Origin of the sequence: Streptomyces sp. NPDC051219, assembly GCF_040682335.1 — a bacterium.
Lineage (GTDB): Bacteria > Actinomycetota > Actinomycetes > Streptomycetales > Streptomycetaceae > Streptomyces.
The window spans coordinates 1-20,489 of the sequence record NZ_JBFBAS010000005.1; the positions used below are offsets into that span (position 1 = coordinate 1).

At 70.8% G+C, this 20,489-nt stretch carries 23 protein-coding genes and 3 pseudogenes; 10 read left to right on the forward strand and 16 right to left on the reverse strand.

The genetic code is table 11. The features are described from left to right. A pseudogene (locus tag AB0M62_RS08265) lies at positions 1-485 on the reverse strand (hypothetical protein); the annotation flags it as partial. Positions 486-603: 118 nt separating this feature from the next. On the opposite strand from AB0M62_RS08265, the pseudogene AB0M62_RS08270 reads away from it, so the two are divergent. The 3 genes and pseudogenes from AB0M62_RS08270 to AB0M62_RS08280 form a co-directional block, all read left to right on the forward strand. After that, positions 604-783: pseudogene (locus tag AB0M62_RS08270) on the forward strand (IS110 family transposase); the annotation flags it as partial. Positions 784-1,207: 424 nt separating this feature from the next. After that, positions 1,208-1,792 carry a pyridoxamine 5'-phosphate oxidase family protein gene (locus AB0M62_RS08275; RefSeq protein WP_366073315.1) on the forward strand — a complete coding sequence of 195 codons (585 nt, stop codon included), beginning with the start codon at positions 1,208-1,210 and terminating at the stop codon, positions 1,790-1,792. A 73-nt stretch (positions 1,793-1,865) separates the two neighbouring features. Beyond that, a complete protein-coding gene (locus AB0M62_RS08280; protein ID WP_366073316.1) occupies positions 1,866-2,567 on the forward strand; it encodes a L,D-transpeptidase family protein in 702 nt (233 codons plus the stop codon). Here AB0M62_RS08280 and AB0M62_RS08285 read toward each other — a convergent pair. The 8 genes from AB0M62_RS08285 to AB0M62_RS08320 all read right to left on the reverse strand — a co-directional run bounded on the left by AB0M62_RS08285 (position 2,564) and on the right by AB0M62_RS08320 (position 9,307). After that, positions 2,564-3,112: an arginine repressor gene (locus AB0M62_RS08285; RefSeq protein ID WP_366073317.1), complete on the reverse strand. Its 549-nt coding sequence runs from the start codon at positions 3,110-3,112 to the stop codon at positions 2,564-2,566. The genes AB0M62_RS08280 and AB0M62_RS08285 overlap by 4 nt on opposite strands. 7 nt (positions 3,113-3,119) lie before the next feature. Continuing rightward, positions 3,120-4,328, reverse strand: coding sequence for an acetylornithine transaminase (locus tag AB0M62_RS08290; RefSeq protein WP_366073318.1), 1,209 nt, complete (start codon positions 4,326-4,328; stop codon positions 3,120-3,122). After that, on the reverse strand, positions 4,325-5,272 hold the full coding sequence (gene argB, locus AB0M62_RS08295) for an acetylglutamate kinase (RefSeq protein WP_366073319.1): 948 nt from the start codon (positions 5,270-5,272) through the stop codon (positions 4,325-4,327). The genes AB0M62_RS08290 and argB overlap by 4 nt, the downstream gene beginning before the upstream one ends. Continuing rightward, positions 5,269-6,423 (reverse strand): bifunctional glutamate N-acetyltransferase/amino-acid acetyltransferase ArgJ, encoded by a 1,155-nt coding sequence (gene argJ / locus AB0M62_RS08300; protein ID WP_366073320.1) that lies wholly within the window; start codon positions 6,421-6,423, stop codon positions 5,269-5,271. Before argJ ends, argB begins: the two co-directional genes overlap by 4 nt. Continuing rightward, entirely contained in the window at positions 6,420-7,448 is a 1,029-nt protein-coding gene (gene argC / locus AB0M62_RS08305; RefSeq protein ID WP_366073321.1) for an N-acetyl-gamma-glutamyl-phosphate reductase, read from the reverse strand. The genes argJ and argC overlap by 4 nt, the downstream gene beginning before the upstream one ends. Before the next feature lie 282 nt (positions 7,449-7,730). After that, positions 7,731-8,183: an SRPBCC family protein gene (locus tag AB0M62_RS08310; RefSeq protein ID WP_366073322.1), complete on the reverse strand. Its 453-nt coding sequence runs from the start codon at positions 8,181-8,183 to the stop codon at positions 7,731-7,733. A gap of 291 nt (positions 8,184-8,474) precedes the next feature. Further along, a complete protein-coding gene (locus tag AB0M62_RS08315) occupies positions 8,475-8,732 on the reverse strand; it encodes a hypothetical protein (protein WP_366073323.1) in 258 nt (85 codons plus the stop codon). 83 nt (positions 8,733-8,815) lie between these two features. Next, positions 8,816-9,307 carry a GNAT family N-acetyltransferase gene (locus tag AB0M62_RS08320; protein WP_366073324.1) on the reverse strand — a complete coding sequence of 164 codons (492 nt, stop codon included), beginning with the start codon at positions 9,305-9,307 and terminating at the stop codon, positions 8,816-8,818. A gap of 53 nt (positions 9,308-9,360) precedes the next feature. Between AB0M62_RS08320 and AB0M62_RS08325 the strand changes: the two genes are divergently transcribed. After that, complete coding sequence (locus AB0M62_RS08325) at positions 9,361-9,939, forward strand: TetR/AcrR family transcriptional regulator (protein ID WP_366073325.1); 579 nt, start codon at positions 9,361-9,363, stop codon at positions 9,937-9,939. Between the two features lie 128 nt (positions 9,940-10,067). Next, positions 10,068-10,616 (forward strand): annotated as a pseudogene (locus AB0M62_RS08330) (FAD-dependent monooxygenase); the annotation flags it as partial. A 91-nt stretch (positions 10,617-10,707) separates the two neighbouring features. On the opposite strand, the gene AB0M62_RS08335 reads toward AB0M62_RS08330, so the two are convergent. After that, complete coding sequence (locus AB0M62_RS08335) at positions 10,708-11,112, reverse strand: DUF5997 family protein (RefSeq protein ID WP_366073326.1); 405 nt, start codon at positions 11,110-11,112, stop codon at positions 10,708-10,710. Positions 11,113-11,171: 59 nt separating this feature from the next. Between AB0M62_RS08335 and AB0M62_RS08340 the strand changes: the two genes are divergently transcribed. Next, positions 11,172-11,930, forward strand: coding sequence for a LysR substrate-binding domain-containing protein (locus AB0M62_RS08340; protein ID WP_366073327.1), 759 nt, complete (start codon positions 11,172-11,174; stop codon positions 11,928-11,930). A gap of 139 nt (positions 11,931-12,069) precedes the next feature. Continuing rightward, entirely contained in the window at positions 12,070-12,576 is a 507-nt protein-coding gene (locus AB0M62_RS08345) for a DinB family protein (RefSeq protein ID WP_366073328.1), read from the forward strand. 115 nt (positions 12,577-12,691) lie between these two features. Here the strand turns inward: AB0M62_RS08345 and AB0M62_RS08350 are convergent, their stop codons facing one another. From AB0M62_RS08350 to AB0M62_RS08360, 3 genes are read right to left on the reverse strand one after another with little or no spacing between them, the layout of a single operon-like run. Further along, positions 12,692-13,270: a histidine phosphatase family protein gene (locus AB0M62_RS08350; RefSeq protein ID WP_366073329.1), complete on the reverse strand. Its 579-nt coding sequence runs from the start codon at positions 13,268-13,270 to the stop codon at positions 12,692-12,694. Positions 13,271-13,320: 50 nt separating this feature from the next. Next, on the reverse strand, positions 13,321-13,767 hold the full coding sequence (locus AB0M62_RS08355) for a GNAT family N-acetyltransferase (RefSeq protein ID WP_366073330.1): 447 nt from the start codon (positions 13,765-13,767) through the stop codon (positions 13,321-13,323). Next, positions 13,764-15,167 (reverse strand): PLP-dependent aminotransferase family protein, encoded by a 1,404-nt coding sequence (locus AB0M62_RS08360; protein ID WP_366073537.1) that lies wholly within the window; start codon positions 15,165-15,167, stop codon positions 13,764-13,766. Before AB0M62_RS08360 ends, AB0M62_RS08355 begins: the two co-directional genes overlap by 4 nt. Positions 15,168-15,171: 4 nt before the next feature. On the opposite strand from AB0M62_RS08360, the gene AB0M62_RS08365 reads away from it, so the two are divergent. After that, a complete protein-coding gene (locus AB0M62_RS08365) occupies positions 15,172-15,879 on the forward strand; it encodes a DMT family transporter (protein ID WP_366073538.1) in 708 nt (235 codons plus the stop codon). Between the two features lie 70 nt (positions 15,880-15,949). Then, positions 15,950-16,153: a DUF1918 domain-containing protein gene (locus tag AB0M62_RS08370; protein ID WP_366073331.1), complete on the forward strand. Its 204-nt coding sequence runs from the start codon at positions 15,950-15,952 to the stop codon at positions 16,151-16,153. A 1-nt stretch (position 16,154) separates the two neighbouring features. Here the strand turns inward: AB0M62_RS08370 and AB0M62_RS08375 are convergent, their stop codons facing one another. Beyond that, positions 16,155-17,327 carry a family 10 glycosylhydrolase gene (locus AB0M62_RS08375; RefSeq protein ID WP_366073332.1) on the reverse strand — a complete coding sequence of 391 codons (1,173 nt, stop codon included), beginning with the start codon at positions 17,325-17,327 and terminating at the stop codon, positions 16,155-16,157. 225 nt (positions 17,328-17,552) lie between these two features. Between AB0M62_RS08375 and AB0M62_RS08380 the strand changes: the two genes are divergently transcribed. After that, the gene (locus AB0M62_RS08380) at positions 17,553-18,413 is read left to right on the forward strand and encodes a 3-hydroxybutyryl-CoA dehydrogenase (RefSeq protein ID WP_366073333.1); all 861 of its coding nucleotides are present in this window, start codon (positions 17,553-17,555) and stop codon (positions 18,411-18,413) included. A 108-nt stretch (positions 18,414-18,521) separates the two neighbouring features. Here the strand turns inward: AB0M62_RS08380 and AB0M62_RS08385 are convergent, their stop codons facing one another. Next, complete coding sequence (locus tag AB0M62_RS08385; protein WP_366073334.1) at positions 18,522-19,052, reverse strand: NUDIX hydrolase; 531 nt, start codon at positions 19,050-19,052, stop codon at positions 18,522-18,524. Positions 19,053-19,103: 51 nt separating this feature from the next. Further along, positions 19,104-20,444, reverse strand: a complete 1,341-nt coding sequence (locus AB0M62_RS08390; RefSeq protein WP_366073335.1) for a transcriptional regulator — start codon at positions 20,442-20,444, stop codon at positions 19,104-19,106. Positions 20,445-20,489 lie beyond the last annotated feature (45 nt).

Sequence of the window (20,489 nt, forward strand, 5' to 3'; positions counted from 1 at the left end):
GCACGAGATCCGACTCGCCCTTGCGGTACTTCGCAAGCATCGCCAACCGGCCCGGATGCCCGGTGTACCGGACGTTCTTGATCCGCCCGGCCACGGTCCAGATGCTGACCGTGCTGCCACGACAGAATCCGGTCGTCATACGGCTGGGCCGCATCCGAGCGGAAGACGATCGGCTTCGACTCCGCACGCCTGCGCCGCCTCGAGGTGGCCGGACCCAGATTCCCCGCCCGGATGTTCGCACGCAATGCGGTGTAGGCGTCAACGACCTTCTTCACCACCCGTACAGCAGGCTGGGCAGCGAGCCCGAACTCCGCCTTGACACGGGCGTAGACCAGCCCTTGCAACTCGTTGCGGGACGTGATGCCCCTCTCGTACGCCACCACGGACACCGCATCGGCCGCCCGGTTGCACGCGGGCAGGGTCGCAGCCAAAGCCGCCGCAGCCTCGGGCGACGGCAGCAGCTTCACCTGCACCACGACCTTCACACGAACAACCTAACCGTCACCACTGACATTGATACTCGTAAGTGGGTTCCGGTGGTCGTGGCTCCACCACTGACTGACGCCCTGCTGGGCTGTCCTCCGGTTGTTCTGTCCGGCTGCCGACCGCCACCGTCTCTCCCGGGGCGGCGACCGCGCGGCCAACGCCGCCCTCTACCGGATCGCGCTCGTGCGCATGTCCAGCGACGACCGCACCCGCGACTACGTGGTCCGGCAGACCGAAGCCGGACGGACCAAGAAAGAGATCATCCGACTCCTCAAACGCGCCATCTCCCGGGAAGTCCTCCGCTGCCTCACCACAGCGGTGGCCGTCCCCGCCATCGCCGACCTGCGACCCGCGCGCCAGGCCAAAAACATCACCCTCACCGCCGCCGCCCACCACTTCAACGTCTGGCCCGCAGTCATCTCCTGCATCGAACGCGGCACCCGCCGTGACGACACCCTCGCCAGCGCCTACCGCGACTGGCTAATCGCCGCTTGACAGCCAATAGGAGCATCAACAGCCGAAAGTGCAAGTCACGACAGATACGGAGGGAACTCCGCCGCTTCGCGGCTCCGCTCCAAGGACCCATTCCTCCCCGGCCCGAAGGCCGGGGCATCCTGAGAGAAATCGGGTGACACGCACTGGAACGGCTGCGGCGGCAGGCGGGGGTCGCCTGCTGACAAGCACCGGCGACACGCCGTCCCGTTCGTCGATAATCCGTGGCATGGGAAAGCTCTATGAACGGATAGACGGCCGGCTGCGCACCTTCATCGAGGAACAGCACATCTTCTTCACCGCGACCGCGCCGCTCTCCGGCGACGGCACCGTGAACCTCTCCCCCAAGGGACTGACGGGCTCGTTCGCCGTCATCGACGATCGCACCGTGGCCTACCTCGACTTCGCGGGCAGCCACAACGAGACCATCGCCCACCTGAGGGAGAACGGCCGCATCACCCTCATGTGGTGCGCGTTCCAGGGCCCGCCGACGGTCGTCCGGGTACACGGCCGCGGCGAGCCCGTCTTCCGTGCCGACCCGCGCTGGAAGGAACTGCTGGCGCACTTCCCGGACATCGACACCAGGCCGCACGGGTTGCGCGCCATCATCGTCGTACGGGCCGATCTCATCAGGGACAGCTGCGGATTCGCCGTCCCCTTCATGACGTACGAGGACGAGCGCGAGCTGCACGCGCAGCGCTTCTCACGTGAGGACGACGCGTCCCTCAGCGCGTACTTCGAGCAGAAGCCGGACATCGCCACCAGCATGGACGGCCTCCCGGGACTTCCGCTGCCGCTGCCGCCGGCTCCCTGAGTCCGGTCCCGGCGTTGGGCCGGACGGCCCAGGCACGCTGCCGCCGGCGGCCCCCGCGCGTACGGTCGCCCGTATGCGCAAGATCGCCCTTCTCTGTTCGGTCCTGTTCGTCGTCGCGGCCACGGCCGCCGTCGCGCCGGTACGCGACGCGCCGCTGCCCGACCGGATGGCCGACACCGGCGGCGGCCGGCAGCTCATCACGGCCGTGGCCCCAGAGGCCGGCTCGACCACCGGCCGCCTGACCTGGTGGGACCGGCGGGCCGGCACATGGGTCGTCGCCGGTTCCTCGGAAGCGAGGTTCGGGGCCAACGGCCTGGTCGAGGGAGAGGCACGCAAGCAGGGCACCAACACCACGCCGACAGGTCTCTACGACCTGCCGTTCGCGTTCGGGATCGAGCCGCGTCCGCTCGGGACCGAGTTCTCCTACCGCCGGGTGACGGAGCAGTCCTGGTGGTGCCAGGACAACGCCTCGCGGCAGTACAACCGGTGGGTGGAGCCGCTGCCTGCCGACTGCGCGGCCGACGAGTCGGAGCACATGATCGCGTACGGGGCCCAGTACGCGCACGGGTTGGTCATCGGCTTCAACTACGCCGAGCCGGTACGCGGCCGGGGTGCCGGCATCTTTCTGCACGTCAACGGCCGTGACGCGACGGCCGGTTGCGTGTCAGTGCCGGAGTGGGCGATGAAGGCCGTCCTGCGCTGGGCGGATCCGGAGCTCCGCCCGCACATCGCGGTCGGGACCAGTTCGGGCCCGACCGCGATCACCCGCTACTAGGACGTGCTGGGAGGCGTCTTCTGCGCGAGGCGCAGCAGATGGTCGGCGAGCGCCTGGCCCCCCGCCGGATCGCGACTGATCAGCATCAGGGTGTCGTCACCGGCGATCGTGCCCAGTACGGCGTGCAGTTCGGCCTGGTCGATGGCGGAGGCCAGGAACTGGGCGGCTCCTGGCGGAGTGCGCAGCACCACAAGGTTGGCCGAGGCCTCGGCGGAGATCAGCAGTTCGCCGGAGAGGCGCCGCATCCGCTCCTCCTTGGCCGACTCGCCCAACGGCGCCTGAGGGGTGCGGAATCCGCCCTCGCTCGGCACCGCGTAGATCAGCTCGCCGCCGGTGTTGCGGATTTTCACCGCGCCCAGCTCGTCCAGGTCCCTGGAGAGCGTCGCCTGAGTGACACTCAGCCCGTCGTCGGCGAGCAGCTTCGCCAACTGGCTCTGGGAACGCACCGGTTGCCGGTTCAGGATGTCCACGATCCGGCGGTGGCGGGCGGTGCGGGTCTGCGGTACGGCCTGACCGCCGTGCTCGTTGTCCTGCGCCTCGGTCATCGTCGTCTCATTCTCCGGATCGTCCGTCCCCGTATGCAGTGCCGAGAACGCCGGGCAGCACCCGGAGGAACGCGTCCACCTCGTCGTCGCCGATGATCAGCGGGGGCATCAGCCGTACGACATCGGGGGCGGGCGCGTTCACCAGAAAGCCGGCGTCCTGAGCCGCCTGCTGCACCTGCGGCGCGAGGGACTCGGTGAGCACGATACCCAGGAGCAGTCCCGCACCACGGACGTGGGAGACCAGAGGGTGTCCGTTCCTGCCGCCGACGCTCTCGATCCCCGTGCGGAGTTTCTCGCCGGTCCGCTTGACCTGGTCGAGGATTCCGTCCGCCGCGAGGGTGTCGAGTACGGCCAGTCCGGCGGCGCAGGCGACCGGGTTCCCGCCGAACGTCGTACCGTGCTGGCCGGGCCGCAGCCACTCGGCGGCCGGGCCGAAGACGACGGTCGCGCCGATCGGCAGCCCGCCGCCCAGGCCCTTGGCGAGGGTGACGATGTCGGGCTCGGCACCTTCGTGGGCCTGGTACCCGAACCAGTGGCCGGTCCGGCCGATGCCGGTCTGCACCTCGTCGAGGACGAGCAGCGTGCCGGTGGCCCTCGTGATCTCCCGGGCGGCCTGCAGATAGCCCTTCGGCGGGACGACGACGCCGTTCTCCCCCTGGATGGGCTCGATGATCAGCAGCGCGGTGTCCTCGGTGACCGCGGCGCGCAGGGCCTGGACGTCTCCGTACGCGACATGGGTGACCTCACCGGGCAGCGGCAGGAAGGGCTGCTGCTTCTGGGACTGTCCGGTGAGGGCGAGCGCGCCCATCGTCCGGCCGTGGAAACCGCCCTGCGTGGACACCATGTGGCTGCGGCCGGTGAGCCGGCCGATCTTGAAGGCGGCTTCGACGGCCTCCGCGCCCGAATTGCAGAAGAAGACCCGGCCCGGCCGGCCCGAGAGGTGGATCAGCCGTTCGGCGAGGGCCACGGGCGGCTCGGCGACGTACAGATTGGAGATGTGGCCGAGCGAGGCGATCTGCGCCGATACGGCCTGGACGACGGCCGGATGGGCGTGGCCGAGCGCGTTCACGGCGATGCCGCCGACGAAGTCGGTGTACTCGGTGCCGTCGGCGTCCCATACCTTGGCGCCCTCACCGCGCACGAGGGACAGCTTCGGCGTGCCGTAGTTGTCCGTCATCACGCCCTGCCAGCGCAGGCTGAGCTCCTGGTTGGTCATGATTCCCCCTGTCCCTGTCCCTGTCCGTGGCCGTGTCCGTGTCCGGGTCGGTGTCCCGGTCCGTCGGGCACGACCATCGTCCCGATGCCCTCGTCGGTGAAGATCTCCAGCAGGATGGAGTGCTGGACCCGGCCGTCGATCACGCGGGCGGTGTGCACCCCGTTGCGAACGGCGTGCAGGCAGCCCTCCATCTTGGGCACCATGCCGCTGGACAGCTCGGGCAGCAGCTTCTCCAGTTCGGTCGCGGTGAGCTGGCTGATCACCTCGTCGCTGCTGGGCCAGTCCGCGTACAGGCCCTCCACGTCGGTGAGGACCATGAGCGTCTCGGCGTTCAGCGCGGCGGCCAGCGCGGCAGCGGCGGTGTCGGCGTTGACGTTGTAGACGTGACCGTCGTCGGCGCTGCGGGCGATCGAGGAGATGACGGGAATCCGGCCGTCCTCCAGCAGCGCCTCGATGGCACCGGTGTCGATCGCGGTGATCTCGCCGACCCGGCCGATGTCGACGAGTTCGCCGTCGATCTCGGGCCGGTGCTGGGTCGCGGTGATCGTGTGCGCGTCCTCGCCGGTCATGCCGACCGCGAGCGGGCCGTGCTGGTTGAGCAGCCCGACGAGCTCGCGCTGGACCTGGCCGGCCAGGACCATCCGTACGACGTCCATCGCCTCAGGGGTGGTCACCCGCAGCCCGGCCTTGAACTCGCTGACCAGCCCGTGCTTGTCGAGCTGGGCGCTGATCTGCGGGCCGCCGCCGTGCACGACGACCGGCTTGAGGCCGGCGTGGCGCAGGAAGACGACGTCCTGGGCGAAGGCCGCCTTGAGGTCCTCGTCGATCATGGCGTTTCCGCCGAACTTGATGACGACGGTCTTGCCGTTGTGGCGGGTCAGCCAGGGCAGCGCCTCGATGAGGATCTGCGCCTTCGGCAGTGCGGTGTGCTTGCGCGCGCTCATGAGCTGTACGCGCTGTTCTCGTGGACGTAGTCAGCGGTCAGGTCGTTGGCCCAGATCACGGCGGACTCGCTGCCGGCGCACAGGTCGGCGGTGATCTTCACCTCGCGGTAACGCATGTCGACCAGGTCCCGGTCCTCGCCCACCGAACCGTTCTTGCAGACCCAGATGCCGTTGATCGCGACATTGAGCTGGTCGGGATCGAACTCGGCCTTGGTCGTGCCGATCGCGGAGAGCACCCGGCCCCAGTTGGGATCCTCGCCGTGGATGGCGCACTTGAGGAGGTTGTTCCGGGCGATGGACCGCCCGACCTCGACCGCGTCGTCCTCGGTGGCCGCGTTGACGACCTCGATGCGGATGTCCTTGCTCGCGCCCTCCGCGTCCCCGATGAGCTGGCGGGCGAGGTCATCGCACACCGCGGTGACGGCTTCGGCGAAGTCGGCGTACTCCGGTGTCACGCCGGAGGCACCGGAGGCGAGCAGCAGCACGGTGTCGTTGGTGGACATACAGCCGTCGGAGTCGACCCGGTCGAAGGTCGTGCGGGTGGCGTCGCGCAGCGTCCGGTCCAGGGTCTCGGCGCCCAGATCGGCGTCGGTGGTCAGCACGACGAGCATGGTGGCCAGGCCGGGGGCCAGCATGCCGGCGCCCTTGGCCATGCCGCCGACGGTCCAGCCGTCCCGGCCGGCCACGGCGGTCTTGTGCACGGTGTCCGTCGTCTTGATCGCGATGGCGGCCTTCTCGCCGCCGTGCGGGGAGAGCTCGGCGGCGGCCTTCTCGATGCCGGGCAGCAGCTTGTCCATCGGCAGGTTGACGCCGATGAGCCCCGTGGAGGCGACCGCCACCTCGCCGGCACTGTGGCCTTCCAGCACCTGAGCGGCCTTCTCTGCGGTGGCATGCGTGTCCTGGAAGCCCTTGGGACCCGTACAGGCGTTGGCGCCACCTGAGTTGAGGACGACGGCGCCGACCGTGCCGCCCTTGACGACCTGCTCGGACCAGAGGACCGGTGCCGCCTTGACGCGGTTGGAGGTGAAGACGCCCGCGGCGGCCAGACGGGGCCCGTTGTTGACCACGAGGGCCAGGTCCGGGTTGCCGCTCTCCTTGATCCCGGCGGCGATGCCGGCCGCCGTGAATCCCTGTGCTGCCGTGACGCTCACGGTGCCACTCCGATCGTGGAAAGTCCTTGGTCCTCGGGAAGTCCGAGGGCGATGTTCATGCTCTGCACCGCGCCGCCCGCGGTGCCCTTGGTGAGGTTGTCGATGGCGCTGATCGCGATGACGCGGCCGGCCGATGCGTCGTGGGCGACCTGGATGTGTACGGCGTTGGAGCCGTAGACGGACGCGGTCGCGGGCCACTGCCCCTCGGGGAGCAGGTGGACGAACGGTTCGTCCTGGAGCGCCTTCTCGTACGCGATGCGTACGGATTCTGCGGTCACGCCCGGCTTCGCTTTCACGCTGCACGTGGCGAGGATGCCGCGCGCCATCGGGGCGAGCGTCGGGGTGAAGGAGACGGAGACCGGCTCCCCGGCCGCCGCGCTCAGGTTCTGGATCATCTCGGGGGTGTGCCGGTGGCCGCCGCCGACGCCGTACGGGCTCATCGAGCCCATCACCTCGGAGCCGAGCAGATGCGGCTTGAGCGCCTTGCCCGCGCCGGAGGTGCCCGTGGCGGCGACGATCACCGCCTCGGGCTCGGCGAGCCCGGCGGCGTACGCCGGGAAGAGCGCGAGCGAGACGGCGGTCGGGTAGCAACCGGGCACGGCGATGCGCTTGGACCCCTCCAGCGCCGCGCGGCCGCCCGGAAGTTCGGGGAGCCCGTAGGGCCAGGTACCGGCGTGCGCGGAGCCGTAGAACTGCTCCCAGTCAGCCGCGTCCTCCAGACGGAAGTCGGCGCCCATGTCGACGACGAGCACCTCGTCGCCGAGCTGCTCCGCGAGGGACGCGGACTGGCCGTGCGGCAGCGCGAGGAACACGACATCGTGACCGGCCAGCACCTCGGCGGTGGTCGGCTCGAGCACGCGGTCGGCCAGCGGCAGCAGGTGGGGCTGCAAGGCGCCGAGCTTCTGACCTGCGTTGGAGTTGCCGGTCAGGGCGCCGATCTCGACCGCGTGGTGGGCCAGGAGCAGGCGAAGCAACTCTCCGCCCGCATACCCGCTCGCGCCTGCCACTGCTGCACGTACCGTCATCGAACCCTCCTCGTCGATGGCATGACTATACGTATCGCCGCACGTTTATGCAAAGCCTCGCACGGGCGGTCGTAGTGCCTCTGTGAGGGGCCGGAGCCGGTGTTGCAGTCCGAGCACATCCGCGTAGACGTCGTGAGGATTTCTCCCCTGACGCCCGGCGCCCGTGTGCACTCTCCATGGGTTACATCGTCCGCAAGCGGCTGACGGCGTGGCGGCGGACGGCCGGTCGACCCGGACGAACTTGGACCAGCAGTGATCCGCCCCGGGTGTTCTGTAAGCGCCTCAAGCGCCTTCGACATGCTCGCGCACCGCGATCTTGGCCAGCTTCGTCAGCATCATGCCGTTGCGGACCGCGACGACGTAATCCACGGGGAGGCCGTGCATCCGGGTGCCGGGGCCGCGGAGGGGGTGCCAGTCGAGGGTGAAGAGGGTGTTTCCCCCCAGGGCATCAAGTTCATGGATGCGGGCTGCGCCGAAGGGATCTGCCTTCGCTTCCAGTTCCAGGCGATGTTGCGGTTCGCAGATGCGGACGACGCAAGTGTCGTCGAGGGTCAAGGGGCCGGCGCCGACTCGGACTTTCAGGCGGGCGCCTACTTCTGGCCAGTGCGGGTCCGTGGTGAGGACCTGCCGGGTTCCCGTCACCCACTCCCCGTAGCGGTGGCCGTCGGACAGCAGACGCCAGACCTCGGACGGCGAGCTCAGGATAAGACGGCGGTTCCGGGCGACGCTGATCACGCTCCTTCTGGAGGATGGGACATGGGAGAGGCCGCCGGTCATGGCGTCCACCTGGCCGAGGGAGTCCGGCACAGCAGGCGCCGGGGAAGCCGTGAAGTCGGCGACAGTGCCCGGCGATGGGCCGGCCGGTGCGCTCGGATCGCCTGGTGGGCCGGCTCATCGCCGATGGCTGGGCGCGGCCGGCCGAGCACGCCGCGAGGCGGGAAATCCCGTTGGCCGGCCATGGCCCCCGCGGCTCGACGGTTGGGCGCGACGCACCGGGTCTGCGGTCCGGCCGCTTGCCCTCCAGCCTTATGCCGACCGCCCCGCCTGCGCAGTCCGACAGGTCCAGACGGGCGCCCGGCCTGCCGTCGGCGCTGCGACGCTCGCCACCTTGTCGTACAGCACGGCATCCACGCGCTCTCCGGCCGCATCCACGACGAGGCCGCGGTCGGAGTCGGCGTAGGGACGCCGGGCCCGCGTCGAGCGCAGGTCGGACGCGACCATGAGGGCGGTCGGGTCGGCGACATCGAGTTCGCCCCGGCCGAAGCCGGTCGTCTTCACCGGCACCCCGCGCTCCACCAGCGCCGGGAAGTGCGGAAGGCCGTCAGCGCGGTGCCGGCCCATGGCGGCCGTCGGCCCGTCGGTGTCGGCTAGAGGCTGCGCTGCCAGGTCTGGCCGACGAGGTCGTGCCCGAAGCTGTGATGGGGCTCCTCGGCGACGAGCTCGAAGCCCTGCTTCTGGTAGATACGCCGGGCCGAGCCGAGCACATCGTTGGTCCACAGGGTGATCGCCTCGTACCCGGCCTCCCGTGCGAACCCGAGGCACTCCTCGACAAGTCGGGCTCCCAGGCCCAGGCCGCGCGCCGCGGGATCGACGAGCAGCAGGCGCAGCTTCGCGGTCCGGTCGTCCTCGCGTACGCAGAAGACACAGCCGGCCCGCACGCCGTCGGCCTCGGCGATCCATGCCGCCCGCGGTCCGGGGTCCTTCTCCTCGGCGTAGTCGGCGACGATCCGGGCGACGAGGACCTCAAAGCTGGTGTCCCAGCCGAACTCGCGGTCGTAGAGCTCGCCGTGCGCCATCACCACCCAGCCCAGGTCCCCGGGCCGGTCCAGCGGCCGGATGACCACATCACATTGCGCCATCAGGCGCCCTCACTCCCACGCAACTGAAACGACTGTTTCAGTAGACTATCCCGGTGCCCCGACCCGATACAAACCCGTCCCCGCGGCGGCAGGAGCTGCTGGAAGCTGCCTATGCCTATGCCCTGCGCGGCGGCCTCGCCGAACTGTCCCTGCGCCCGCTCGCCGAAGAGATCCGGTCGAGCCCGCGCGTGCTGCTCTACCTGTTCGGCAGCAAGGACGGTCTGATCCGCGCCCTGCTCGCACGGGCCAGAGCCGACGAGCTGGCCGCCATCGAGCGGATCGCCGGCTCGCAGGATGGACCCGAGGGGCTGCAATCGGCCGCCCGTGAACTGTGGCGGTGGCTGTCCGACGACGCCCACCGCGGCCTGCTGACTCTGTGGGTCGAAAGCTACGCCCGCTCCCTCGTCGACCCGGACGGGCCGTGGGCCGGCTTCGCCCGCGATGCGGTCGGCGACTGGCTGGCGCTGCTCGCCGCCGGCCAGGCCACCGAAACGCGCGATACCGAGGCCGGGCTCGCGCAGCGCACCCTCGTCCTCGCAGCCCTGCGGGGAGCGCTGCTGGACCTGCTCGCCACCGGCGATACCGCGCGCACCACCGCGGCGGTACACCTCCAGTTGGCTCAGGTGGGGTGACGAACCGCTCGCCTTGTCCCCCCACCCGGTGACCCGGTGAGCCGGTGACCTGCGGACGGAAGCCGGCGAGAAAGTGGTTGCGGGCGGGGGCCCTGCCCCCCTGTCCCTTCGCGTCCACTGGTGCGGCGACGGCCAGGGCGGTCACCCCCTCCGGGGAGGAGGAGGTCCGCTCCCGGTTCCTGGTCGGCTGCGACGGCGCGCACAGCGTCGTCAGGAAGGCACTCGGGCTCACCTTCGAAGGAGGCGCCTTCCCCGAGGAGTACATGCTCGCCGATGTGGAGGTCGACTGGGACCTGCCGCACGGGTACGGCGTACGCGCCACGCACCGCGGTGCTGATGGCGTCGTCGACGACCTGCTGGTGTGTATCCCGCTGCCCGGTCGGCGCCGGTACCGGATGTCGATGCTGGTGCCGCCCGAACTCTCGGCGGCGCGGCAGAGCGAGGGCACTGACCGGGACAAAGACCTGGTGACGCATGGCCTGGAGGGCGGCCCGAACGCCTCGCTCCCCCACATCCAGGCGGTCCTGGACCGGCTGGCGCCGCAGCCGACCACAGCGTCCGCCATGCGCTGGTCCTCGGTGTTCCGGATCAGTCACCGGCTGGTCGACCGGTACGGCGGCGGCCGCGTCTTCGTCGCGGGGGACGCCGCACACATCCATCCGCCTACGGGCGCGCAGGAACTGGCCGCCCACCTCGCGGGCGTATTCCGTACGGGATGAGCCGGCCGGCCTGAGCCACTGAGACCGCGCGTGAGCCACTGCGCAGAAGTCAGGAACGCGGCCGGCGGGGCTGATCGCCTCGCTCCGCGTTCTTCTCCTTGATCCGCACCGCTTCTTTCCGGACCTCGGCCTGGGTGGAGCGTTCCCGTTCCAGCCACTCGGGACGGTCCTTCTTCAGCGCGTCGATCTGCTCCGTGGTGAGGGGGTCAGTGACTCCGCCACGCGCCAGACCCGCGATGGAGATACCCAGCTTCGCCGCGACCACCGGCCGGGGATGCGGGCCGTTGCGCCGCAGTTCCAGCAGCCACTCGGGCGGATCGGCCTGCAGCGCACTCAACTCGGTGCGCGAGACGACACCCTCCTGGAACTCGGCGGGGGTGGCCTCGAGGTACACACCCAGTTTCTTCGCCGCGGTTGCGGGCTTCATGGTCTGGGCGGTCTGGTGCGACGTCATGGTCTCAAGAGTATCGAGCGTGTGCGCTACCTCCGACCACGGACCGGTAACCTGGCGGGGTGACAGGCTCGGAAGTACTCCCTTCGTTCCGGCTCGCGTATGTCCCGGGCGTGACGCCGACCAAGTGGGTGCGGATCTGGAACGAGCGGCTGCCCGACGTTCCACTGACCCTCGTCGCGGTGTCCGCCGCCGAAGCCTCCGACGTGTTGCGCGCCGGCGGCGTCGACGCGGGGTTCGTGCGGCTGCCGATCGACCGGACGGACCTCAGCGCGATCCCCCTCTACACCGAGACAACGGTGGTCGTGGTCCCGAAAGACCACGTCGTGGCGGCGGTCGACGAGGTGTCCGCCGAAGATCTCGCCGACGACATCGTGCTGCACCCCCTCGACGACACCCTCGAATGGGAGCGCCTGCCGGGACGGCCCGCGAACGAGCGGCCCGCCACGACGGCGGACGCCGTCGAACTGGTGGCGGCCGGAGTGGGACTGCTCGTCGTCCCGCAGTCACTCGCCCGCCTGCACCACCGCAAGGACCTCACGTATCGGCCGGTCTCGGACGCCCCCGACTCGCGCGTCGCCCTGTCGTGGCCGGAGGACAAGACCACCGACCTGGTGGAGGACTTCATCGGGATCGTCCGCGGGCGGACCGTCAACAGTTCGCGGGGTCGCCCGACCCCGGCACAGCCGAAGCGCAAGCGCCCCGACACAGGCGACGCACGGCGGAAGCCCGCAGTCGGCAAGTCGACGGGCAAGAGTCCCCGGAGCGGCTCGGGCGGCGCCAAAGCCGGCAAGCGCGGCAAACCGCGCCGCCGGTCGTAGCCCGGCCCGGCGCGGGATGGCCGGTCCCGTCGGCTGATGCGCTCAGCCCTCCGTCTTCCCTGTCGATGATCTACTACCCTGGCCCCGCGCCGCCGCCGAGGCAATCGCCGTCCCCGGTCGCCGTCGAAAGGGATCAGTTGTGAGCGTCGAACGGATCGGTCCGCCCATGGTCGCGGAAGAACGCGAGATGCTGCGCGCCTTCCTCGACTACCACCGCGCGACGCTGGCCATGAAGGCCGAGGGCCTCTCCGACGAGGATTTGCGCCGTCGGTCGATGCCGCCCTCGGCCCTGTCCCTCCTCGGGCTGGTACGGCACATGGCCGAAGTTGAGCGGGCGTGGTTCCGCCGAGTGATCAACGGGGAGGACATACCCCTCGTATGGTCGGACGAGGGCGACTTCCAAGTGGCGTACGACGCGAGCACGGCGACGCGGTCGGAGGCGTTCGACGCCTGGCAGACGGAGGTCGCACACGCGCGGCGGATCGAGGCGGCCGCGGAGTCGCTCGACGTGACCGGCCGCCACGCCAAGACGGGCGAGCAGGTGTCGCTCCGCCTGGTGATGCTTCACCTGATGCATGAGTACGCCCGGCACAACGGCCACGCGGACTTCCTCCGCGAGGCGATCGACGGCTCCGTCGGGGCCTGACCACTCGCCGTCCGACCGCCCCCCGTCCGGTCGCCTCGCCGTCCGGCCGCTTCGCCGTCCGGCCGCCTCGTGCCGGCAACGGCCGACGCCGCGCGCGGGCTCGGCAGGAGACGCTTCAGAGAACCGCCGACTCCAGTCGCAGGCTCCAGCGTCCCGCCCACCCCGCCAGGGTGACCGTCGACAGCGGGCGGACATCGACGTTCCAGTACGTCGACGGCGGTGCCTTCAGCGCGTACACCAGCGCGGCCCGGACGACCGACGGCTCGGCGACGGCTACGATCGCGCCGCCGTCGTCGGCCGGCCGGGTGTCCAGCCAGCCACCTATCCGGGAGATGAAGGACAGCAGGGACTCACCGCCGTGCGGCGCCGACCGGGGATCGGCCAGCCAGGCGTCGACCGCCTCCGGCTCCTGAGCCGTGACCTCGCCCAGGGTGCGGCCACGCCAGCGGCCCATGTCGCACTCGCGAAGCGCGGGCTGGGCCATGGGCGCGAAACCGAGCGCCTGGCCGGTGGCGCGGCTGCGCGGGGTGGGCGAGCAGTACCGCAGCTCCGCCGCTCCGAGCGGGATCAGCCCCTGCGCGGCGAGCTGCACTTCGTGCCAGCCGGCCTGGTCGAGCGGCCGGTCGTCGTCGAATCGCTCGGCCAGCAGCGCGGCGCTGCGGGCTGCGGCGATCAGCGTGACCCGAACATGCATGCGGCGATCGTGGGGCCGGACAGCACCGCAGGTCAAGATGGAATCAGGAGTCACAGGAGACTCAGAGCCATCCACTTCTCGGGATCGTCGATCCGCTGGAAACCGATCTTCTCGTAGACGCCGTGCGCGTCGTCCGTGGCGAGCAGCATGCGGCGCAGCCCCACGGGGGCGAAATGGTCCCTGACCTCGGTGACGAGGGCGGTACCGAGACCTCTGCCGCGGGCGGCCGGGGCGACGTACACGTCGCAGAGCCAGGCGAAGACGGCGTGATCGGTGACGACACGCGCGTATGCCAGTTGCGCCCCCGAAGTGGTGTCGTAGAGCCCGAAGTTCACCGAGGCGGCCACCGCGGCGTCCTGCGTGCTACGGGACCGCCCGAGTGCCCAGTACGCGTCGGTGGACAGCCAGTGGTGGACGAGATCGGTGTCCAGCCGGTCGGGGTCGGTCGAGATTTCGTAGGCGGGATCCGGGGCGTCGTTCGTCAGGGCGTCGCTCATGAGGGGAAGCTTCCCGGCCGCAGGATTTCCGTACAAGCGATTTGCAGTCGGCGCACCCCCTCGGTGATTTCCGCCGGCCCGGCCACTCCCGCGAAGCTGAGCCGCAGGTGGCCGGCCGGCGGTTCCGCGCTGAAGTACGGCCGGCCGGGGGCGACGGCGACTCCGGCCCGGAGCGCCCCCGCGACGAGGGCCGCCTCGTCGGCGCCGTCGGGGAGGCGCACCCACAGATGGTGGCCGCCGGACGGTACACGCGGCAGGGCGAGCGCCGGCGTCCCGCGCCGCAGCGCGGCGGCAAGCGCGTCGCGTCGGTTCTTCAGCTCCGCGGCGACGGTACGCAGATGGCGGCTCCAGGCGGGCGATCCCACGAGTTCGAGGGCGGCCTCCTGCAGCGGGCGGGGGACGAAGAAGCTGTCGACGACCTGGATGGAGCGCAGCCGCTCCAGCACCGGGCCGCGAGCCGCCAGCGCCCCGACGCGCAGGCTCGGGGAGGTGGACTTGGTGAGCGAGCAGACGTGGACGACGACTCCGTCGGAGTCGTCGGCGGCCAGGGGCCGGGGCAGCGGACCCGCGTCCTCGTGGGCCAGCCGGCGCGCGAAGTCGTCCTCGATGACGAAGGCGCCGGCCGCGCGGGCTATCCGCACCACCTCGTCGCGGCGGTCCGCGGCGAGCGCGGCCCCCGTCGGGTTCTGGAAGAGCGGCTGACAGACGAAGAGCCGGGCGCCGGTGGCCCGGAAGGCGGCTTCCAGCAGTTCCGTGCGTACACCGTCGGCGTCGGCGGGGACCGGTACGGGCCGCAGACCCGAGGCGCGGGCGATCGCCAGCATTCCGGGGTACGTCGGGGACTCGACCAGCACGGGCGCGCCGGGCGGGGCGAGCGCACGCAGTGCGGTGGTCAGCGCACTCTGGCCGCCCGCCGTGACCAGCACCTCGGCGGCGGTGACGGTGCCGCCGATCTCGCGGGCGAACCATGCCCGCAGCTCGGGAAGGCCGTCGACCGGCGGTCGCCCCCAGGCGCCGGGCCGCCGGCCCGCCCGGGCGAGGGCGGCGGCCATCGCACGCTCGGGCTGCAGCGACGGATGCAGGTAGCCGCCGTTGAACTCGATCACTCCGGTGGGCGGGGCTGCGAGAGTGACCAGCACCCCGTTCGCGTCGACCGAACGCGGCACCAGCTCGTCGGCCGCTTCGGCGCTGAGGGTGACCTCCTGCCAGGAGGTGTCTCCGATGGCGGTGACGTCCGTACGGGGCTGCGCCCGGAAGGCCCCGGAGCCTGGGCGGGTGACGACCAGACCCTCGGCGGCGAGCTGGGCGAGGGCCCGGGAAACGGTCACGGGGCTCACCCGGTAGCGCTCCACGAGGGCTCGACTCGACGGCAGCTTTCCACCAGGTGAGTAGCGGTTCAGTTTCCTGCTCGTGCTGCGCGTCCCGGTGCCCGACCGCCGGCACTGGGCCGGCCTCGCGGTCGTCGGCGGTGGAGTGGTCGCGGGCTTCCCACTGCTGACCACCCTCGCGCTGCAGACCTCCACCACCTCGCACGCGGCCGTGGTCGTCGGTCTGCTGCCGCTCACGACAGCCGCCTTCTCGGCGGTGCGCACCGGGGCACGCCCTTCCCGTACCTTCTGGACTGCCGCCGTGGCCGGGGCGGGCGTCGTCATCGCCTTCACCCTCCAGGAGAGCGGCGGCGCACTGTCGGTCGGCGATCTGTACCTGTTCGGCGCGCTGCTGGTCTGCGCCGCGGGATACACCGAGGGCGGCCGGCTGGCCCGGGCGATGCCCGGCTGGCAGGTCATCGGGTGGGCACTGATTCTCTGCCTGCCGATCGCGCTGGCCGGCGCGGCGGCCGCCCTGTCGTTCGAGCCGGTGCGGCTCTCGGTGCACGGTGTTGTGGGGCTGGTGTGGGTGGCCGCCGGGTCGACGTTCTTCGGTCTCTACGTCTGGTACCGGGGCATGGCCGAGATCGGCGTGGCCCGGGCCAGTCAGCTTCAGCTCGCCCAGCCGCTGCTGACCCTGCTCTGGTCGGTGCTGCTGCTGGGCGAATCCCTGTCCCCGGCCGCACCGGTGGCCGCCGTCGCCGTACTCGTCTGCATCGCCGTCACGCAGCGAGCCCGCGGCTGACGTGATGCAGATCACGCAGACAGACCTACACTCGTGCTGACGGCCGATTACGCACAGGGAGGACGTCTCGATGCATGCGGAAAAGGGCGACAAGCTGGTGATGCACGGCAGGGTCGTGGGACAGCACGACCGCGTCGTGGAAATCGTCGAAGTGCTGGGACCCAACGGCACCCCGCCGTTCAAGGTCCGTGCCGAGAACGGCCACGAGTCGATCATGTCTCCCGGGCCCGACTCGGTCGTGGACCACCACAAGGCTGCAGGTTTCGGCGAGTAGCTCAGCGCGGCGGGCCGGCCGGGGCCGGGTAGTGGTCGGCGACGACCCTGGCCATGGCCCCGTTCCGGTCCGCCGCGACCTCCTTCGCCGAGAAGAAGGAGTGGCCCCCGACCTCCGGGTAGCGCGTGCCGAGCGTGAGGTGGCGCGAGAGTTCTGCCGGGTCCTGCCAGGCGGACGGCTGGTCAGGGTCACCGGCCTTGTACAGGGCCTCGCCGATGTAGAGGCTGACACCTGTGCCGCGCACGGTCCGGGACCACCACGGCAGCAGCTTGGCGTAGTCGGCTGCGGGGTTGCCGATGTGCCAGTAGAGCTGGGGCACGACGTAGTCGATCCAGCCCTCCTTGACCCACTTGCGGGTGTCGGCGTACAGCGCGTCGTACGTCTGGAGACTGGCGGTGTCCGAGCCCCTGGGATCGGTCGAGGCGTTCCGCCAGACTCCGAAGGGGCTGATGCCGAAGCGGACGCCCGGGCGCACGCTCTTGATGCGGGCCGATGTCTCGGAGACCAGCAGGTCGGTGTTGTGGCGGCGCCACGCGGCCCGGTCGGGGAAGTTGGCGCCGTGCCGCGCGTACGCGAGGTCGTCGTCGAAGGTCTGGCCCGCGACCGGATACGGATAGAAGTAGTCGTCCCAGTGGACCGCGTCGATCTCGTAACGCCGGACGGCGTCGAGCATCGCGTTCTGGACGAAGCGCCTGACCTCAGGCAGCCCCGGATTGTAGAAGAGCTTGCCGCCGTACGGGACGGCCCAGCCCGCGTTGATCCGGGCGGGATGCCGGTCGGCCAGCCGTGAGAGGTCGCCGTGGTTCGCGATCCGGTACGGGTTGAACCAGGCGTGCAGTTCGAGACCGCGTCGGTGCGCCTCAGTCACCGCCGTACCGAGGGGGTCCCAGCCGGGGCCCACACCCTGCCGGCCGGTGAGGCATTCCGCCCAGGGCTCGTACGGGGAGGGCCACAGCGCGTCGGCCGAGGGCCGCACCTGGAGGATCACGGCGTTCAGCCGCCGGGCGACCGCCGTGTCCAGGTGAGAGAGCAGTTCGGCCCGCTGCTGCTCGGCGGCGAGGCCGGGGCGGGACGGCCAGTCCCGGTTGCCGATGCAGGCCAGCCACATCGCGCGGAACGGGGGTGGCGTCGCCGCCCGCCGGGGCCGTGCGGCGACCGTGTCCGACGCAGTCATCAAACAGGACAAGGCGCCGGCGGCGGCCATGATCAGTCCCCTTCGCCCGGGGTACCGGGATTGCTGCATGTGTTGCTCCCTGTTCGTACAGTCACGACGATTCCTCTGCGGACAGCATGCCCGCCCCGGCCCTCCGACCCCCCGCAGGCGCGGAGTAACGTCAAGGGCCGAGGCGGGCGCCGGAATCACACGGGGGACCCGCCGGATGACAGCGAAAGGCACGATGTGACCGACATCGAACGCGTCGGAGTAGTGGGCTGCGGCCAGATGGGCGCGGGCATCGCGGAGGTGTGCGCGCGTAGCGGCCTGGACGTCAAGGTCGCCGAGACCACGGGCGAGGCCCTGGAGATCGGCCGTACCCGGCTGCACAACTCCCTCTCCAAGGCCGCCGAACGCGGCAAGATCACCGATGAGGAGCGCGACGCGACGCTCGCCCGCCTCAGCTTCACCACCGACCTCGGGGAGTTCGCCGACCGCGACCTCGTGATCGAGGCGGTGGTCGAGAGCGAGCAGGTCAAGACCGAGATCTTCCAGGTCCTCGATCAGGTGGTGACCCGGCAGGACGCGATCCTCGCCTCCAACACCTCCTCGATCCCGCTGGTGAAGCTGGCGGTCGCGACCTCGCGTCCCGACCAGGTCATCGGCATCCACTTCTTCAACCCGGCCCCGGTGCAGAAGCTGGTCGAGCTGATCCCCGCCCTGACCACCGGCGAGGAGACGATCAAGCGTTCCGAGATCCTGGTGCAGAACGTGCTGGGAAAGCACGCGATCCGCGCCCAGGACCGCTCGGGATTCGTGGTCAACGCCCTGCTGATCCCGTATCTGCTCTCGGCGATCCGCATGTTCGAGTCGGGCATCGCGAGCCGCGAGGACATCGACAACGGCATGGAACTCGGCTGCGCCCACCCGATGGGGCCGCTGAAACTCGCCGACCTGATCGGCCTGGACACGGTCGCCTCGGTCGCCGACTCGATGTACGCGGAGTTCAAGGAGCCGCTGTACGCCGCCCCGCCGCTGCTGCAGCGGATGGTCGACGCGGGACGGCTGGGCCGGAAGACGGGCTCCGGCTTCTACCCGTACTCCTGAGCCCACCCGGCCGCGGGCGCCCGGGCGCCGGGAAACGTCTTCCGGGTCACGCCGGATCGGGCCGGATCAACCCGCCTGGCGGGTCCGGCACGATCCGGACGAGGGCGTCTAGCCCAGCCGCATATGGTGCAGGAGCAGCAGGCCGGCCGCCATGTTGGCGGCCGGTATCTCGCCGCGGGCGACCATGTCCGGGACCAGCTTGAGCGGGACCCATTCACGGCGGGACGACTCGAAGTCGTCCTCCGGGTGGCCGATGTACGTCGCCTCCTGCGACCAGAAGAGATGGTGGCGGGCGTCGGTGAGTCCGTTCGACGGCTCGACGGTCATGAGGTGGTGGAGCGGCCCCGGGCGCCAGCCGGTCTCCTCCTCCATCTCACGGGCGGCCGCGGACTCGATGTCCTCGCCGTCCTCCACGACACCGGCAGCGAGCTCCCAGCCCCAGCTGTCGGTGATGAACCGGTGCCGCCAGAGCAGCAGTACCTCATTGGCGTCGTTGACGGCTGTTGCCACGGCGACGGGGCGCAGCCGGATGAGGAAGTGGTCCAGGTGGCGGCCGTCGGGAAGTTCGACGTCCGCGAGATTGACCCTGAACCAGCGGTTCTTGTACACAGTTTGTTCGCTCAGGTTCGTCCACTGCATAGTTCTGCCACCTTCCGGCAAGTAGATGGCAACATCGCAGCAGGACCGGGCTCAGAGGGGAACGCGCAACGCCCCGTCGATCAGTTCGGCCGTCTCCTCCGCCCCGGCACAGCCACTGGCGACCAGTTGCCCGCGCACCGCACGCAACCGGTCCCGAAGCCGCTGCGACTCCATCCCCCTGGCCCGCTCGGCCATTTCGGCCGCGGTCCGTACCGCGCGGTCGGCCTCGCCCTGTCGCAGCTCGATGTGGGACAGCATGGCGAGCCGGTGGACCCGCCCCCGCTCGTGTGCCGGGGAGTCCACGGCCGCCGTCGCGTGCTCGCGAGCGGCCGGCAGGTCTCCGAGGCTCAGCAGGGCCTCCGCGACCTGGACGTTGACCAGGCCAGGCTGCACGTAGCCCGTCTCGTCCGGCTCGTGGCCGCGCCGGATCCGCTCCGCCGCGGCCTCCGCGTTGCGAATGCAGGCCAACGCGCTGCCGCCGTCACCGAGATGGGCATACGCCTTGGCCTGCATCGCGGAGAGGTCGGAGGCCAGCGCCGGGGTGATCTGCTGCCCGGCCGTCCGCAGCGCCGCCTCGGCGAAGGCCACCGCCTGCCGGTACTCGCGCATGAACAGCGACTGGTTGACCAGCAGGGCGATGACGTACGCGCCGAGGCCCCGGTCGCCGCTCGCCTTGGCCAGCCGCAGCGCCTGGTGGAAGTAGCGCTGCGCCAGCCCGTGGGCGTCCGAGTCGTACGCGCAGATGCCGGCCACCGCCACCAGCCCGCCCGTCGCCCGGTGCAGTTGACGGCCCATCCGGTCGGTGTAACTGCCGCGCAGCAGTGGCGCGGTCTCCGCGTTGAGGAAGCCGACAATGCGCGAGCGCGTCGCTATGCCGCCGGCTCTCCGGTACATCAGCTCGTAGTGCGCCCGGGCCGCACGCAGCATCTCGATGTCGGCCATGCGCACATGCGTCTGCCCGGACCGGGAGACGTCCACGTCCTCCGGCGGGTTCTCCCACTCCCATACGGGCATCACCGCGGGCGTCCCGGTGACGGCGGGGGCGCCGAGGACGTGCGGGCGTTGCTGCTCGTCCGAACGCCAGAGAGCTGTGGCCCGGTCCACGAACCCGTTCAGCGGTGAGCCGTGCGGCTCGGCCGCGACCCCCGGCACGCCGAGGCCGATGTCGTCGAGGGTCACGGTGCGGTGCAACCGCGCCGCGAGCACCTCGCAGATGAGGTCCGGTACCTGGCCGCGGGGTCGCTGGCCCTTGATCCAGCGGGCGACGGCCGTGTGCTCGTAGCGCAGCGCGAGTCCCCTCGCCCTGCCCGCCTGGTTCACATGGGCAGCGAGGCCGGCCCGCGAGACGCCGGCCTCGTCGAGCAGGGCGTCGAGCAGGGTGTTGGGCTGCATGGGCCCCTCCGGTGGCTCGGTGGCCACAGCGTAGTGGAGTGTGAT